The 15,820-nt window shown below is 46.3% G+C and carries 14 protein-coding genes; 11 read left to right on the forward strand and 3 right to left on the reverse strand.

What is annotated here, in order from left to right:
• Positions 1 to 104 precede the first annotated feature (104 nt).
• Positions 105 to 854: a phycobilisome rod-core linker polypeptide gene (locus H6G03_RS28935; RefSeq protein WP_190472487.1), complete on the forward strand. Its 750-nt coding sequence runs from the start codon at positions 105 to 107 to the stop codon at positions 852 to 854.
• 103 nt (positions 855 to 957) lie between these two features.
• Positions 958 to 1,713 carry a phycobilisome rod-core linker polypeptide gene (locus tag H6G03_RS28940; protein ID WP_190472490.1) on the forward strand — a complete coding sequence of 252 codons (756 nt, stop codon included), beginning with the start codon at positions 958 to 960 and terminating at the stop codon, positions 1,711 to 1,713.
• A 485-nt stretch (positions 1,714 to 2,198) separates the two neighbouring features.
• Here H6G03_RS28940 and psb29 read toward each other — a convergent pair whose 3' ends face one another.
• Positions 2,199 to 2,936: a photosystem II biogenesis protein Psp29 gene (gene psb29, locus H6G03_RS28945; RefSeq protein ID WP_190472493.1), complete on the reverse strand. Its 738-nt coding sequence runs from the start codon at positions 2,934 to 2,936 to the stop codon at positions 2,199 to 2,201.
• 219 nt (positions 2,937 to 3,155) lie between these two features.
• Here psb29 and H6G03_RS28950 point away from each other — a divergent pair, with 219 nt between their 5' ends.
• Complete coding sequence (locus H6G03_RS28950) at positions 3,156 to 3,770, forward strand: CpcT/CpeT family chromophore lyase (protein WP_190472522.1); 615 nt, start codon at positions 3,156 to 3,158, stop codon at positions 3,768 to 3,770.
• A 209-nt stretch (positions 3,771 to 3,979) separates the two neighbouring features.
• Here H6G03_RS28950 and H6G03_RS28955 read toward each other — a convergent pair whose 3' ends face one another.
• Complete coding sequence (locus tag H6G03_RS28955) at positions 3,980 to 4,351, reverse strand: anti-sigma factor antagonist (protein ID WP_190472495.1); 372 nt, start codon at positions 4,349 to 4,351, stop codon at positions 3,980 to 3,982.
• Positions 4,352 to 4,828: 477 nt separating this feature from the next.
• A complete protein-coding gene (hemF, locus tag H6G03_RS28960; RefSeq protein ID WP_190472497.1) occupies positions 4,829 to 5,872 on the reverse strand; it encodes an oxygen-dependent coproporphyrinogen oxidase in 1,044 nt (347 codons plus the stop codon).
• 667 nt (positions 5,873 to 6,539) lie between these two features.
• Here hemF and H6G03_RS28965 point away from each other — a divergent pair.
• From H6G03_RS28965 to H6G03_RS29000, 8 genes are all read left to right on the forward strand, one after another.
• Positions 6,540 to 7,016, forward strand: coding sequence for an SRPBCC family protein (locus H6G03_RS28965; RefSeq protein ID WP_190472500.1), 477 nt, complete (start codon positions 6,540 to 6,542; stop codon positions 7,014 to 7,016).
• Between the two features lie 295 nt (positions 7,017 to 7,311).
• Positions 7,312 to 8,973 (forward strand): iron uptake porin, encoded by a 1,662-nt coding sequence (locus H6G03_RS28970; protein ID WP_190472502.1) that lies wholly within the window; start codon positions 7,312 to 7,314, stop codon positions 8,971 to 8,973.
• A gap of 295 nt (positions 8,974 to 9,268) precedes the next feature.
• Complete coding sequence (locus H6G03_RS28975; protein WP_190472505.1) at positions 9,269 to 10,339, forward strand: Mrp/NBP35 family ATP-binding protein; 1,071 nt, start codon at positions 9,269 to 9,271, stop codon at positions 10,337 to 10,339.
• Between the two features lie 153 nt (positions 10,340 to 10,492).
• Complete coding sequence (gene rodA / locus H6G03_RS28980) at positions 10,493 to 11,773, forward strand: rod shape-determining protein RodA (RefSeq protein ID WP_190472508.1); 1,281 nt, start codon at positions 10,493 to 10,495, stop codon at positions 11,771 to 11,773.
• Positions 11,774 to 11,802: 29 nt separating this feature from the next.
• A complete protein-coding gene (locus H6G03_RS28985; protein ID WP_190472511.1) occupies positions 11,803 to 12,000 on the forward strand; it encodes an NAD(P)H dehydrogenase subunit NdhS in 198 nt (65 codons plus the stop codon).
• An 81-nt stretch (positions 12,001 to 12,081) separates the two neighbouring features.
• Positions 12,082 to 12,729 (forward strand): hypothetical protein, encoded by a 648-nt coding sequence (locus tag H6G03_RS28990; protein ID WP_190472525.1) that lies wholly within the window; start codon positions 12,082 to 12,084, stop codon positions 12,727 to 12,729.
• A 96-nt stretch (positions 12,730 to 12,825) separates the two neighbouring features.
• Positions 12,826 to 14,865: a cation:proton antiporter domain-containing protein gene (locus H6G03_RS28995; protein ID WP_190472514.1), complete on the forward strand. Its 2,040-nt coding sequence runs from the start codon at positions 12,826 to 12,828 to the stop codon at positions 14,863 to 14,865.
• A gap of 168 nt (positions 14,866 to 15,033) precedes the next feature.
• Positions 15,034 to 15,820 (forward strand): transposase (locus tag H6G03_RS29000; protein ID WP_199315526.1); only part of this gene is annotated, 787 nt, incomplete at its 3' end.

Here is a 15,820-nt window from a genome sequence, read left to right on the forward strand (position 1 = left end):
TGTTTGTCTTCATAGTTTATTCTTAATTGCAATGAACAATGAACCATCAAATGCAAACAAAATAACGGCTGACAACTAACCACTAACCAATCACAACAAGCCTCATGTCAATACCTTTGCTAGCATACAAACCATCCTCGCAAAACCAGCGAGTATCGGGGTACGAAGTTGGGAATGAAGACACCCCCAGAATTTATCGGATTGAAGATTGCATCGACGATGCTGACATTCAAGAATTAATTTGGGCAGCTTACCGCCAAATTTTCAGCGAACACGAAATCCTCAAATCTTTTCGCCAGATTACTTTAGAATCCCAGGTGAAAAATCGGGCAATCACCGTGCGGGATTTTATCCGTGGCTTGGCTAAAACAGAAGCATTTTATCGTTTAGTTGTAGAGAAAAACTCCAACTATCGAGTTGTGGAAGTTTGCCTTAAACGTATCCTGGGTCGCGCCCCATACAACAAAGACGAAGAAATTGCTTGGTCGATTAAAATCGCCACCGGCGGCATAGGCAGCTTTGTTGATGCCCTCGTCGATAGCGAAGAGTATCAAGCTAACTTCAGCGATACGATCGTACCCTATCAACGTCGTCGCTACAAAGACCGCCCCTTTAATTTGGTAACTCCCAGTTACGGCAACTACTGGCGCGATAAGCTAGAAGATGAGCGCTACAAGTGGGGCGATATCCGTAACTTCCTAGATTTGGCACGGTCTATTCAAATCAAACCGGTTAACCAAAATGTGAACGTTAGCACAGCTAACATCAAGATTCCCGACACAACACGCGATAACAAGCCTGATGGAGTTCTGGCTTCAATTAACAGCGTCGCCAGTTTTCCACAGCGTCGGTAATTGGTAAACGGTAGTGGATAATGGGAAAGAAAACCAATCTGCGATCGCAATTACCTTTGTTGCCTAATTTACTAACCTCTCAACCACATTAGGAGAATTTTGCATGGCATTGCCGTTGCTTGCATACAAACCATCATCCCAAAACCAGCGTGTCAAAAGCTTCGGGTCAGCTGACCTCAATGAAGATACGCCTTATATCTATCGCCTCGAAGATGCTGCTTCCCCATCCGAGATCAAGCAGTTAGTTTGGGCAGCTTATCGTCAAGTCTTCAGCGAACACGAAATCCTCAAATTCAACCGTAACATTACCTTGGAAACTCGCTTCGCGAATCGTTCTCTGACGGTACGCGACTTCATCCGGGAATTAGCGAAAACCGAGGCATTTTATCGCTTGGTTGTTTCCGTCAACAATAACTATCGCTTGGTACAAATCTGTCTCAAGCGTTTGTTAGGTCGCGATTCTTACAACAAAGACGAAGAAATCACTTGGTCAATTGTCATCGCTACCAAGGGCTTTAATGGCTTCGTGGATGCGCTAGTTGATAGTGATGAATACACCGCCGCTTTTGGTGACTTCACCATACCCTACCAACGCAAACGCATGGAAGGGCGTCCTTTCAACTTGGTAACTCCTCGCTACGGCGAAGACTTCCAAGAAACTGCTGGCACCGTCAAAACCGACTGGCGCTTTACGCTGGAAAAATTCTACAGCCGCAAGTTCCAAGACCGGCAACTTCCCGAAGGCGACCCCCGCAAGTTCCGCGGATTGGCTGCTGCCGTCAGTGGGCAGCGCAATTACGCGCAACGCCTATCTGCGTTTGACATCGATTACCTCAACAAGGTGCCGAAGCGCCGTTAAGGTTCACTCTCAGTTTACCTAAATAACTTTTTCTTTAAGGACTGGGTTTAGTTTCCGCTTAATAATGACTGACTGACATTATTTTGTTGTTTGGTCGTTTAGCTAGGCGGAAGTTAAGCCCAGTCATTGTATAGCTAGCGATTAGGGGCTAGATATTTATCGCCAGGGACGAGAGGAAGAAGAGCCTAAAATCAAGGCTTTCAGGTATTAGTAGCGTCCTAACTGACGAAAGCGATTACTATACTTCTGATAGTGAATCGGTGGTGATTTAAGTGCGAAAATTGTCAAAAACCTTTTAATAAAGCATTGAATTTTCGGGTAAATACAGTCACCAAAAATCTAACTAATTCGGCTCAATTTTATTCATTTTGATAGCTAAATACCAATAAGGAGCAATTTTTGGCGAGGGAGTTTTTGAGAAAGTCGTTTAATTGTGAGAGATAGCAAAAAATCATTATTGCTATCTCTGAGAACAGAAAAACTGATTAATTAGAGCTAGCAGACCCATCACTCGTATCTTTTTGGCCGTTTGGGGGCGCAACTACCACACCTCTATCTGCAGCGCGTTGTTCGCGTTTTTTGCGCTCTGCTTTGACGGTATCTTCCATAATTAACCGCGCTTGCGCCATTTTTTCCAGATTGCTGCGGTAGAGTTCCAGATCTTTTTGCAGTTTGTCGTCTGGTAAGTGCAACCCAGCAGCTATTTGTTTTAGTGCTTCAGTTAGTTGCTTTGCGTCTTTGACCATGCTGGACTCTGCTACTTCTAGGAAAGTGAACAGACCGATCGCAAACAAGCGGCTGTATTTGAATTTGGGATTATTGACGATCGCCTGAAGCGTTGCACTCAAGTCACCTGCATTACCAAAGTGAGGTGCTTGAGTAAAAATTTCCACCACATCGCGAGCCGATCTCTGACTTGCCCATCCCTGCAACCATGCTGCATCTTGCCTGTATCGTTGCGGGTCACCTTCCACCGCTTTGCAGATGGCTTCAAAAATCGGCTCTTTATCTGCTTCTGGGCGATAGCCTTGCATAAAGCGATCGAAGGTGGTAACAACCCCAAAAGCGTAGATAGGGTCGTAGCGAAAATCAACATTGACCGACAGTAAGTGCATTTCTACCATCAATTCTTCAACTACTCGCCGATAGATGGTATTGATAGGACGAGTGTGAAGGCTGTAGAAAGTTCGCTTGGTATCTGAAACAGTGCGGTCGTTATTCACAGAAAGCATTTTGAGGATGATTTAACTTTATTTTCTCGTTTAAGTGCAACTTTGCCAAGGCGATCGCGCAAATAAAATGGTTTGGGAATATCTGCTTATTCCCGTTGCGATGCAGTAAAATGCAAGGTTGCCATCAGCTTTTTTAAGCTACGCCTTTAAACACTTGTTGGTGTCAATTCAAAGACAACGGAAGTATTTTAGTTCAATTCCGGCACAAAAATAATGGTTTCTCCTGAATTAATTGCTTTAGCTCGCTACATGGCTGGTGAATTTGAAAATAGCGACCAAGCGATCGCTGAGCCTGCTTGGTATGTCCACTTACGCCTCTGGCAGCGACCCATACCTTTATTTGTGGAAGATAGTCTGACTTTGTTTGCCGAGCAAGCTAACTATCTCTACCCAGACAAAGCTTACCGCCAGCGGATTATCAGGCTACAGGACAGCAGCAACCCAGACTCTTCGATTCAGGCGCAGTACTATGCTATCGAAGATCCTTTAGCTGTTAAAGGTGGCGGTTGCCACCCGGATCTACTCAACACCCTCACAGTCGATCGCATACAACTACTCCCTACTTGCAAGCTCAACGTCACTAAAAGTTTCTTAGATTCTGGAGGATATCGCTTTCAGGCATCGTTGCCACCAAACGAGCGTTGCCGCTTTACCTATCGAGAAGAAACTTTCCAAGTTTTTCTGGGATTTGAAGCAAGTCCCGATTCATTCTTAAGTTATGACAAAGGAATCGAACCTCAGACTGGCAAAGCCCTTTGGGGAGCTATTATGGGGCCATACCGCTTCACCAAGCGTCAAGATTTTTCTGCCCAACTACCTTTATGAGAGGGACTGGAGGCTAGAGCTTCGGTCAAGCAATGGCGGAAACCGGTTGTTTGGTTGTAAAACCATAAATTGGGTTTTTCAGCTAAATAAACCGGGTTTTTACTTGCATAGGCCAAATTCTTAACTGACGCTCTAGTCGGTAATTCCTGTCTCCTACTCCCTATTAAGCTTTTGGTAGCTAAACGTTTTGTCTGCTAAGACAAAGTGACTCAAGAGGCTATGCTGTTGCGGGGAACACCCTCTAGGGCGTCTTCCTCAGTTTCAAAAATTTCAAACACTGAATCCATCATAGTCACTTCAAACACCAATCTGGCTTCTGGATGCACGTTGCAAATGCGGAAACTACCCTTCACCTTGTCAGCATCCCGCATTCCCGCTACCAACGAAGTCAGGCCAGAACTGTCAATAAAATTGACCTGACCGAGATTGACCACCACATGACGGCTGAGCTTGGAGATACACTCTTGCAATTTAAGGCGAAATTGCCATGCTGTTGTGATGTCTAAGCGGCCTGTAGGCGTCAAGACGATAACGGTAGTGCCGTCTTGGAGCGTGTGTGTTTTTTGCTCGATGTGAATCACTGCCCCTCCCCTTTAAATCGTAACTTTCTACAGCTTACGCACATAGCCTCAATCCGAGCAACCATCGTACAAACACCTGCTTTACGTGTATATAGGGAAACCTGAGATTCAGGCTTGTCGCTTCTTTGACATTCCCAGAATAAAAGCCTATTGCTTTCTTGGGTTCAGATTGCCATTTCGAGATATCTCTATTCAGGCTTACGTTCCGATCTTCCAGGATACTGGGTTTGAGTTTATATCTTCTCAAATTACATCCAAGGCAATGACGATTCTAGTTTCCCCAAGCTTTAATTGTCTCAGGCGGTAACCGTCACAGAGCTAGAAAAGCAGGTAAGCGTTCTCTACCTTAAACTGTCACGTTCAGACGATTCAGCTATTGACTCGACACTGCTTTTGTCTTGTTAATAACCCCTTGGCTTGCTGCTGTTCTAAGCCCGCACATTTTATTCCGGGCTCAGTGACTTCCAGTAGTTTAGCTCACACATTCCCTACAGGAGTAACCCAATTAGCCCAATCTTGAGGCTTCAGAAAAACTTCATATAATTGAGCTTCTGGTGTGTTGGGTTCCGGTTGATAACCGTACTCCCAGCGTACAAGAGGCGGTAAAGACATAAGAATCGACTCAGTACGCCCGTTTGTCTGGAGGCCAAAAATAGTACCTCGGTCGTAAACGAGGTTAAATTCCACATACCGCCCTCGGCGATAAAGTTGGAAGTTGCGTTCGCGATCGCCATATTCTATTCCTCGGCGTCGTTCTGCGATCGGCAGGTAAGCCGATAGAAAAGCATATCCGCAATCTTGCACAAAAGCAAACAGCTCTTCCCAAGTGCGCTGTTTGAGATCGCCGATAGATGCACTGTAAACTCCTGCCAGTCCATTTACATCTGGCCCTCGGTATAATTGTCCCTGGCCATCTTGGTAATCAAAAAATATGCCACCGACTCCCCGCGTTTCCTGGCGATGTTTTAAATAGAAATATTCATCGCACCAGCGTTTAAAAGTAGGATAGTATTCCGAATAGTGGCCATCGCAGGCTTGCTTGAACGTTTTGTGGAAATGGGCGGCATCTTCTGCAAAGGGATAGTATGGGGTCAAATCAGCGCCTCCACCAAACCACCAAACAGGGCCAGCTTCAAAGTAGCGATAGTTGAGGTGTACGGTTGGCACATAGGGATTGCGCGGATGCAAGACCATTGATGTGCCAGTCGCGTAAAAGCGATGCCCTGCTGCTTCTGGGCGTTGTGTCAGAATTGATGGTGGCAGATGGTCGCCCCAAACCTCTGAAAAATTCACGCCTCCCTGTTCAAATACTCCCCCTTCGCGGAGTACGCGAGAACGACCGCCGCCACCTTCCGGTCTTTCCCAGCTATCTTCCCTGAAAGTGGCGCTGCCATCCAGCTGTTCCAATGCCTGACAAATATCGTCTTGGAGCTTTTTCATAAACTGGCTGACTCTGGCTTTTGAGTCAGCGGGCGGAATATTTTGCGGGGTTGTTACCTGCGAAGTCGAAAAAGCTGTCATAATCTCAAAAAAGTAATCTAATCTGGTTAACCGACAGTGGTTTAATTGTCCGAAACTCTTGAGAATGAATTGTTCACCATCAGGCGCTCAGCCCTAGTATCGTAGGTTCCAGTTTCATCCGCCGTCGCCAGTTGGCGACTTCGCAAAAAGAGTTCTTACCTAGTACGATGATGGTCTTACACAGCGTCCGGAGGGAGGTTTTGCATTTCTGTAAACCCAGTAGCACTAAAGTATTTATGCTTCGGTACGGCTGAGCGTATGCCTCCAAATCCCTGAAAAATTCAGAGAACTTCCATCGCGGTACTACGATGTAGGCCCTTAATTTTCCCGCTAGGGCTGTTTGAGGTCAGGAACAGTTCCAGCCCGACCCTTTTAAGGTTGATTGGGGCATTAATATAATACATTGAAAATCAAGATCGATCTGACGATCGGTCAATTTGGATATTGGTACCCCTTTGTCCCAATCACAGGGGAACGATGGTACAACTTTTATTTTCAGCCAATCTGGTAGGTAGGTCTTGCCGGACAAACCGTTTAAATCACTTCTTAAGATTGAGTCGGGATACGGTACAAGATTTAAGAAGGCTCTTAATACCGTTAACATACCCCTTTTCAGTACAGTATCTAAAGGGCTGCTTTGGAAACCAGCTACAGGAGGAGTGTAGTAATGCCTGATTTTTCCTCCCCATCTATCCAGCCTCCTAAAAGGCGTTGGTGCAACTTTTCGCGACGCCGTACATATCAAGTCCTCAGTTCGGCCTCCGTGGAAGCTTTATGGCAAAAAGTCACAGATTTAGCTGATGTTTCCTGGCATCCGCTGCTGGCCAGCACAAATGTCCCCAAGGGGTTGGTTGCCAAACCGGGTTTGATATACCAAGGTGTGATGCGATCGATTCCTATTCCGATTCGCATCTTTGTCGAACAAGTAGAACCGAGGGAATTGTTAAGCGTGCGTATTCTCACTTTACCGGGCGTTGAGGAACGGGTGACTTATAAAGTGCAGTCTACAGTCTGCGGTACTCAGATTTCCTGTTCGATTACTTTGCAAGGGTGGTTATCCCCCCTCATCTGGTCGCTGATTCGAGCCAGTGCCGCACGGGTGGCCGCCGAATTAGCCCACGCAGCTGAGCGAGCGTGCTTGTAGGCTGTTGTAGTTGTTGAAGTTAACAAGCATTGCATCATAGCGATCGTTGAACTATCTTTCATAATCTGGCTTAGCTAATACATAAGAATGCGATCGCTCTGCCAAACAAGCTATTCAAAAAAACCTACTTTTCCTACTAATTGAAAAATCACTCGTTATATGATTGTTGCTATATTTAGCTTCAAGTCAAAAAAGCATGGGTTTAAAAGTAGTGATAAAATTTTTACATTATTTCCATGCGGTTGACTTTTTCTGGCTCGAATAACTGGCTGTGGTGTGAGCTTCGATACTAAGTATGAATAAACTATTTTGCAAAACTTTGGCACTGACGCTAACTTTGTTAGGCAGTGGGCTGCTGCGATCGCACGGAGCAATAGCTGGAGATTTAGCAATCAACGAGGAATCAACTGCCTCACCTACTCCGGGCTTGGCAAATCCGTTTGTTCCCAAGTCATCGGAAAAAAGATCTTCTATGGCAAGGGTAACCTCGGTATCTCAGCTAACAGATGTGCAGCCAACGGATTGGGCGTTTGGCGCATTGCAATCTCTGGTGGAGCGGTACGGTTGTATTGAAGGTTATCCAGATGGCACTTACCGGGGCAACCGGGCGATGACGCGCTACGAATTCGCTGCTGGTTTGAACCAATGTTTGAATCGAATACAAGAACTCATCGCTTCCCTACCCCAAGGCGTCACAAAAGAAGACCTAGCCGCCTTGCAAAGATTGCAAGAAGAATTCGCTAGCGAACTTGCTTCTTTAAGAGGGCGCGTAGATTCTCTAGAAGCTCGTACAGCAAGATTAGAAACACAACAGTTCTCGACTACCACCAAGCTTAGCGGTCAGGTATCGATGTATGTTGGAGATGCCTTTGGGGAAAGGGCTGGCCCAGCGAATAACACGACTTTTGGCTACCAAGCTTTTCTGACTTTCCTGACCAGCTTTTCCGGTAAAGATAGCTTGATCGTCGGTCTGGAAGCCTCTAATCTGGAAGTATTTAGTACGGAAACCCGATTTCCCGAAACCGACACTAGGGGCACTAGCGATGAAACTCGTTTTGTGATTCCGGCCAAGTACGTATATGGATTTGGTAATAACGATATTTCCCTCAACCAATTGCAGTACCGCTTCCCGGTGGGCGACAAATTGACGGTTTCTCTGGATGCGTTTGCCAGCAATCGGGTTCTTTCCGCTAACATTACCACTTTGACCGACTTGGGTACCGGTCCGATATCCTATTTCGGTAAAACAAGTCCCTTACTTTACCCAATTAACCAGCAGGCAGGGATTGGTTTGCAATGGCGGGCTGCTCCCTGGTTAAACGTAGACTTTTCCTTGGCAAACGAATTTACGGCAAATGACCCCAGTAAGGGACTATTCCAGGGAGGTTACGCAGCTTCTGTCCGTCCGGTGATCACTTTGGATCGGCTTAGGGTTACTGGGTCTTATATGAACAGCTACTCGCCTCAGTTCGGAATCGATACGGCTGCTGGTAGTAACCCAGCCAAAATAAATGGGGCAGGGCCGGTGGTGGCAAACACTTTTTTTGTCGGCTCTTTCTATCGATTATTTCCAAATTTTGATGTAGGTGCAGGTCTGGCTCATTCTAAAGTGCGAACTTTGGGAGAAGGCACCAAGGGAGATGCTGAGGTATGGCAGTACGACTTCAATATAGTTTTGTATGATGTGGGCAAAAAGGGAAATGTGGCTGGGCTGACTGTTGGGATACAACCGAGGCTGGGAGGCACCAGTAATGCAGCGCTGGCACAGGCGATCGGTTTAGAACCGGGACAGCGGAGCGATCGCGATGTTGGTTATCATATTGAGGTGTTTTACACCCATCGCGTCAACGACAATATCTCTATTACCCCTGGAGTGTTCTGGCTGACAGCGCCTAACCACGACGAACGCAACCCCGATGTTGTTGTTGGTGCGATCAGAACTACCTTCAGCTTCTAGGTAAGTTGATTTTACCTTGGCGAGGCCGAAGTTTAAATCTAAGATCGTTACTATCGGCTAATTTGAGCTACCTTCAGTACCTCAAATTAGCCATACGCACACAAATACGTTCTGTTTGGAAATGTAAGACGGTAAATACGTTATAGCCAGCTATGATTTGACAGAATTATGCTAAAATTTTAATTTATCAATAAGTTAAAGCTAAAATCAATCGATGATATTAAAGCGAGAAAACATATAGTTAATTTCAAGGCTGAATATTTAGTAGCCCCTAACAGAGGGGAAAAAAAACACAATGTCCGATATTCTAGATGCCAGCTCGGTTTTAGAAGTATTGCGCCCCGTGCAAGACCCCGAACTCCGCAAGAGTTTAGTGGAATTGAACATGATTCGCAATCTCAAGATTGACGACGGTAAGGTGAGTTTTACATTAGTGCTGACAACGCCCGCTTGTCCTTTACGGGAATTCATTGTCGAAGATTGCCAAAAAGCAGTGCGACAGCTAGCAGGAGTAAAGGATGTGCTGGTGAATGTCACCGCAGAAACACCACAGCAAAAAGGACTGCCCGATCGCACTGGTATTGCCGGCGTCAAGAATATTTTGGCAGTCTCCAGCGGTAAGGGCGGTGTGGGTAAAAGCACTGTAGCGGTGAATGTGGCGGTGGCTTTGGCTCAATCCGGTGCTAAAGTGGGTCTGATCGATGCGGATATTTACGGCCCCAATACACCGACCATGCTGGGACTGGCAGATGCCAAGGTGACCGTACAACAAACTGCCTCTGGAGAAATTTTAGAGCCAGCTTTTAATCACGGTGTCAAACTGGTTTCGATGGGATTTTTAATCGGTAGAGACCAGCCGGTGATTTGGCGCGGGCCGATGCTCAACGGTATTATCCGCCAGTTTCTCTATCAGGTGCAGTGGGGAGAACTGGATTATTTAATTGTGGATATGCCGCCCGGTACGGGGGATGCACAGCTAACCTTGATTCAGGCTGTACCGATGGCTGGTGCTGTCATTGTGACGACACCCCAAAATGTAGCATTGCTCGATTCTCGCAAAGGCTTAAAAATGTTCCAGCAGATGGGAGTGTCAGTTTTGGGAATAGTAGAAAACATGAGCTATTTTATTCCGCCCGATCTGCCCGATCGCCAGTATGATATTTTTGGCTCTGGTGGAGGCGAGAAAACAGCGGCTGAATTGGGTGTACCGCTGCTGGGGTGCGTGCCTCTGGAAATTTCTTTGCGCCAAGGAGGCGATCGCGGCTTGCCTATTGTTGTCGCCGATCCGAATTCGGCTTCGGCAAAAGCTTTGATGGCAATCGCCCAGCGCATTGCCGGCAAGGTTTCGGTAGCTGCTTTAGCTTAATAACTGGGTGTATGAAATGAAAAGGCGATCGGTTATCGGCGATCGCTAAATTTAAAATTGCAGATGACCGATCGCAAATTCAATTTCACCTAAAATCTAAAACTAAACTCTAAAACTGCCCATTCCCTTTTCCCCATTCACGATTGAGTATCTATGTTGGATTTGTTCAACCCATTTCGCTGGAAAGCAAGGTTTTTACCGTGGCAAGAGATGGACTGGTGGCTTTTTGCCTTGCCTGTAGGGCTGAGCGTTTTTGGCGGTGTGATGATCCGCAGTACAGAATTGAATACCCCCGTTACCGACTGGTGGCAGCACTGGCTTATAACTGGAATCGGTGTGGTAATAATGCTTTTCTTAGCCCGCTGTCGTTACGAAAACCTGATCGATTGGCACTGGTATATTTACGGTGTCACTAACGTTTTGCTAATAGCGGTAATGATCCTGGGCTATAGCGCCAAAGGGGCGCAACGATGGATAAGTATCGGCGGCTTCAATTTCCAACCCTCAGAATTTGCCAAGCTGGGATTGATTATCACTTTGGCTGCACTTTTGCACTCTGAGGGCGCGTCGAATATTTTTTCTGCTCTCAGAGCTTTGGCAGTTACAGCAGTTCCTTGGCTTTTAGTATTCATACAGCCGGACTTGGGCACTTCTTTGGTGTTTGGTGCGATCGTTCTGGGTATGCTTTACTGGGGCAATGCCAATCCCGGCTGGTTGATACTTCTGGTTTCTCCCGTTGTTTCGGCTGTTGTGTTTAATGCCTTTTTGCTCAATCCATATTCGCCGGAATGGATGGCTTGGGCAGTATTAATTACTTGGGCAACTTTGATGAGCTTAATTGCTTGGCGCACTCTGCCCTGGCGGTGGACGATCGCAGGCGCTTTTGCAATTAACATCTTAGGTGGCGAAATCGGACACCTGTTATGGGAAATATTGAAAGAATATCAAAAAAACCGCTTGATTCTATTTTTGAATCCAGAAAAAGACCCATTGGGAGGAGGATACCACCTCATACAATCTCGGATTGCGATCGGTTCCGGACAGGTGTGGGGCAGGGGTCTTCATAACGGCACTCAAACTCAGCTGCACTTTATCCCAGAACAACATACAGATTTTATCTTCTCCGCGATCGGTGAAGAATTGGGATTTGTGGGCTGTATTCTGGTTATGGTAGTGTTCTGGTTAATCTGTCTGCGCTTGATTATTCTTGCTGAGAATGCCAAAGACAATTTTGGTTCCCTGTTGGCGATTGGCGTCTTAGCTATGATCGTGTTTCAGGTCATCGTTAATATAGGTATGACGATCGGCCTAGCACCTGTCACCGGAATTCCCCTCCCTTGGGTCAGTTACGGACGTTCGGCGATGCTCACCAATTTTATTTCCCTCGGTTTGGTAGAATCGGTGTCAACTTACCGACAGCGACTTAGGTTTTAGTAGCAAGGCAATTAGAAGAGGAAAAAATCATGATTTTGCCCGGTTCGGCAGTGCGAGTAAAGAATGGCTCGGATATTTACTACGGCTATCAAGGGCTAGTTCAACGTGTTAGCGATGGCAAAGCAGCCGTTCTTTTTGAAGGTGGAAATTGGGATAAATTGGTAACATTCCGACTTTCAGAATTGGAACTGGTAGATGCTACGGCTGGTCGCAAAAAAGCCAAATAGCTAATCGTTCATTGTTCATTGGGCAATGGCAATTTAACAATGAACAATGGACAATGAACAATGAACAGTAAACTTTTGGTTATGCGTCTTCCCTTACCACAATTTTCACAAAATCAACGTCACCCAGATCACTTTGCAGAAGTAATAGAAACGGGAACAACTGAATTTTTAGGGCAATGTTTGGAACCGGAAACTCTGAATTTTCCAGCTATGCCACCTTTTGGTTGTTGGGTGAGGTCGGTGGATGAAGAATCGAGCAATCAGATCTATGCTGTGGTTTATCATGCCACGACGATGCCGATCGACACAATTCATCGGGCTAGAGCTCTGGGAATGACGATCGAGGAGTTGCGCGAGGAACAACCCCAGATTTTTGCGATGCTCAAAACGGAATTTCGAGCTGCTATTGTGGGGTATCGCTCGCCATCGAGGGGAACCCCCGTCATTTACCAGCATTTACCGCCTCGTCCGCCGCAAATTCATCAAGCGGTTTATCGTTGTAACGATGAAGAAGTAATCAACTTTAGCGAGAAGTTAGATTTTTTGCGGACGCTGTTGCAGATAAACAATGCACCAGTGGATGCGCTGTGTGCAGCCGCTATGCGGGAAATTTATCAACTCAGAAAGGCCGATCGCACCTGGTTAGTCAACGCAGGCAGAAATTTAAGCGTATTGCTTAGGGATGACTACGATCGCTTGAGAGTAATTTTAAGCCAAATCCACCCTTAGAGAGTTTTGAATTTTGGGTTTTGAGTTTTCAGTAGATAGGAGTTGTCTTTATTGGAAGTCAACTCTCAAAGCTGAGAACTTTCGCTTTTGGTAGCTATGGAATCAGTTATAGAAACTCTCCACGAACCGATCGTACCGTTTGCTATTTTATTGGTAGTCATCTTGACCGTACCCGCTATATTCGAGAAACTGCGGTTGCCGGGATTGGTGGGTTTGTTGGTCGCGGGGGTAATCCTCGGCCCTAACGCTTTGAATCTACTTCAAACTAAAATGCCGACAATGCAACTGCTGTCGGACATTGGGTTAATTTACCTGATGTTTGTGGCGGGATTGGAAGTAGACATGGAACAATTCCGCAAAACCAAGCATCGATCGGCAGGTTTCGGTACTTTTACTTTCCTGGTACCCCTGATTGTCGGAACGATCGTCGGGCGTGTGTTCGGCTTTGGCTGGAACGCTTCGATTTTGATCGGTTCCTTGTTTGCTTCTCATACCCTGTTAGCTTATCCGATCGTCAGCCGTCTGGGAGTGGTGGGAAACGAAGCCGTTACAGTCACCATTGGCGCTACTATTTTTACCGATATTGGCGCTCTACTGGTTTTGGCAGTTTGTATCGGCATTCATGCGGGTAACTTTACTGTTATCAAATTCATCACCCTGTTAGGTTCGCTGATTGTCTACTCTGCCATTGTGCTGTTCGGCTTTGATTGGGCGGGGAAAGAATTTTTTCGTCGCACTGGCGATGATGAAGGCAACCAATTTTTGTTTGTACTTCTAGCGGTTTTTTTGGCAGCATTGGGAGCTCAGTTAATTGGGGTAGAGAAAATAGTCGGTGCTTTCTTGGCTGGTTTGGCAGTTAACGATGTCCTGGGCGGTGGGCCAGTCAAAGAAAAGGTGATTTTTGTCGGTAGTGTCTTGTTTATTCCCATATTTTTTGTGGATATGGGATTGCTAATCGATATTCCAGGTTTTATTAAAAGTTTGGCATCGATTTGGCTGACGCTGGCGATTGTGGTCGGTTTAATTGCCAGTAAATTTTTGGCGGCTTTGTTTGCCAAACTGGTTTATCGTTACAACTGGCAGGAAATGCTGACCATGTGGTCGCTTTCCCTACCCCAAGTGGCAGCAACTTTGGCAGCGACGTTGGTAGGGTATCGCGCTGGATTGCTGACTGAAGGTGTTTTAAATAGCGTTCTGGTTTTGATGCTGGTGACGGCTACGCTAGGCCCACTGATTACGAGTCGGGTGGCGGTAGGATTAAGGTTACCGGAAACTAATTTGGATATCTATACAAGTTCTGAGGATGAAAGCTTTTTAAAGGCAGAGGCATCGCGTTTTACGGTGGTGGTGCCAGTTTACAATCCTCAAACTGAGCGCTTTTTGATTGAAATGGCGGCGTTATTGGCGCGGCACGAAGGGGGTAGGATTGTACCGTTAGCGATCGCGAAGGCTCACGTGCATATGGATGCCCCGGAACTGGAGATGGCTCACGATCGCGGCGATATGCTTCTGGAGAACGCTTTGCAGCTAAGTCGAGAACTGGGTGTAGAAGCGAAACCGCTGCTGCGAATTGATGATAGCGTTCCCCAAGGAATTAGCCGTGCGAGTCGGGAACAAAATGCCAATTTGATTGTGATGGGTTGGGGTCAACGAACTGGGTTTCGGGCTCGCTTGTTTGGTAATGTAATTGATAGCGTGCTGTGGGCGGCTCACTGTCCGGTGGCTGTAACGCGGTTCCTAGATTCGCCCACGCAGGTAAAGCGGATTTTAGTACCGATCGAAAATTTAACATCTCAGGCTTTACAACCTGTGCGGTTTGCCAAAGTTCTGGCCCAGGCAAATCAGGCACAGGTGACGCTACTGCACGTAAGCGATCGCAGAACTACACCGACACAACGTGCTTGGGATGAGTCCCAATTGGCTTTACTCGCCGCCAAAGTGGTGCCCCAAAATAACTTTGTAATTCAAGTGCTTCCCCAAGAGGATGTGGCAAGAGCAATACTGAATGCTGCTAAGTCTTGCGATTTGGTGATTTTGCGATCGAAACGGCAGCGAACTGCTGGGGGATTGGCGATTAGCGATGTGACGACTCAGCTGGTACACCAATTGACTTGTTCTTTAGTAACTGGAGTTTAGACTATCGCACCGCAGGTGCGATGTCTAAACTCCTAAGAGTAAAGTTTTACTGACGCGATCGACTCGATAGATAAAAGTTGAGCAAAGCTGAAGTACAAGTGTACTAATGACACAGGTACTCCAGTCTGGTAGAAGCTAAAAGTTGTACCACCAACTAGCATCTACATAATGATTAAAGCTGACAAACTAAAAGCTTTTCGTCAAGCCGCTTATGAACATTTAACCAAAGCCAAGGATGCTACATTTGAACTGACAGATGCTATCCTGTTCACCCGTCATGCTCAGTGTCTAGCAGATCTATCATTATCACCAGTGTTTCGACGGTCTTGGCCAAGTGTCTATGAGGCTCTACAAGATTGTAGGCCACAGCGTAACAAGCTGATGCGTCTTTACATCGAACAGATGCCAACAGATGTACGCCCAATATTAGCAGGTGACCACACAGTTTGGCCCAGAGAAGATGCACAAACACTACAAGAAAGAACAGTTGAACACCAAGCAACTGCTGTGAATGGGAATCGACCGATTACCATCGGTCAGGGATACAGTACCATTGCGTGGATACCAGAAGATTCCGGTAGTTGGGCAATACCATTAAGACACGAACGAATTACCAGCTGGGAAAATCCGATCAATAAAGCCGTATGGCAGCTAAAACAGGTGTGTAAATACTTACCCACTAGGCCGATTTCTTTGTGGGATAGCGAATATGGATGCGCCCCTTTCATACTTAAGACGGCTAATATTCCAGCAGACAAATTAATTCGTCTGCGTTCTAATCTATGTTTATGGACTGCGCCGCCAAGTTATTGTGGGAAAGGACGTCCTCGCCTACATGGAAATAAGTTTAAACTGAATGATTCCACCACTTGGACGCCAGCAATTGAAAGTGTAGAAGTAGCTCACCCTCAATTGGGACAACTACGAATTAGTTTATGGCAAGACTTACATTTCC

This window comes from Aerosakkonema funiforme FACHB-1375 (genome assembly GCF_014696265.1).
Lineage (GTDB): Bacteria > Cyanobacteriota > Cyanobacteriia > Cyanobacteriales > Aerosakkonemataceae > Aerosakkonema > Aerosakkonema funiforme_A.

Excerpts from the sequence above, each read along its gene's own strand:
- H6G03_RS28985 (WP_190472511.1), top strand. The coding sequence starts at position 11,803 with ATGATTTTGCCCGGTTCGGCAGTGCGAGTAAAGAATGGCTCGGATATT.
- H6G03_RS28995 (WP_190472514.1), top strand. The coding sequence starts at position 12,826 with ATGGAATCAGTTATAGAAACTCTCCACGAACCGATCGTACCGTTTGCT.
- H6G03_RS28975 (WP_190472505.1), top strand. The coding sequence starts at position 9,269 with ATGTCCGATATTCTAGATGCCAGCTCGGTTTTAGAAGTATTGCGCCCC.
- hemF (WP_190472497.1), bottom strand. The coding sequence starts at position 5,872 with ATGACAGCTTTTTCGACTTCGCAGGTAACAACCCCGCAAAATATTCCG.
- H6G03_RS28965 (WP_190472500.1), top strand. The coding sequence starts at position 6,540 with ATGCCTGATTTTTCCTCCCCATCTATCCAGCCTCCTAAAAGGCGTTGG.
- H6G03_RS28935 (WP_190472487.1), top strand. The coding sequence starts at position 105 with ATGTCAATACCTTTGCTAGCATACAAACCATCCTCGCAAAACCAGCGA.
- rodA (WP_190472508.1), top strand. The coding sequence starts at position 10,493 with ATGTTGGATTTGTTCAACCCATTTCGCTGGAAAGCAAGGTTTTTACCG.
- H6G03_RS28990 (WP_190472525.1), top strand. The coding sequence starts at position 12,082 with ATGCGTCTTCCCTTACCACAATTTTCACAAAATCAACGTCACCCAGAT.
- H6G03_RS28970 (WP_190472502.1), top strand. The coding sequence starts at position 7,312 with ATGAATAAACTATTTTGCAAAACTTTGGCACTGACGCTAACTTTGTTA.
- H6G03_RS28940 (WP_190472490.1), top strand. The coding sequence starts at position 958 with ATGGCATTGCCGTTGCTTGCATACAAACCATCATCCCAAAACCAGCGT.